Below are 448 nucleotides of genomic sequence, written 5' to 3' on the forward strand. Positions count from 1 at the left end.
CTTGGGGCGGCCTGTGCGCTGGCCGCGGATATTGTCCCCATAAACCACGTCCAAGTTCTGCGCGAGCGTTTATGGCAGGCTCTGCAAGACAGGTTCGGTGAAGGCGTCGCGCTCAACGGCCATCCCACGCATCGCTTGCCCAATACCCTCAACGTGTCGTTCGTTGGCAGAATAGGCGCGGACATCCTGGCCCAGCTACGCGATGTCGCAGCGTCGACAGGTTCGGCGTGCCATTCGGGTCAGATCGAACTCTCACCGGTTCTCGCGGCCATGCGCGTGCCCGAAAGGACTGGAATGGGCGCGATCCGCTTCAGCCTGGGAAGGCACACGACGGTCGACGAGATCGACCAAGTTGTCGCACGCCTGTCTACGAACGCGGCGGTCTGATCGTTTCACCTACCGCTTCGTCGCCAGCACGAGAGCTGGCTGGTTTGCGCTGTCGTCCGCA

At 62.5% G+C, this 448-nt stretch carries 1 protein-coding gene; it reads left to right on the top strand.

Annotated features, from left to right (window positions below):
- Nucleotides 1–387: aminotransferase class V-fold PLP-dependent enzyme (locus RAD16_RS41255; RefSeq protein WP_458163708.1), on the top strand; the 387-nt coding region annotated here is incomplete at its 5' end.
- Nucleotides 388–448: the final 61 nt, after the last annotated feature.

The sequence above is a fragment of the Bradyrhizobium sp. 18BD genome (genome assembly GCF_054185225.1).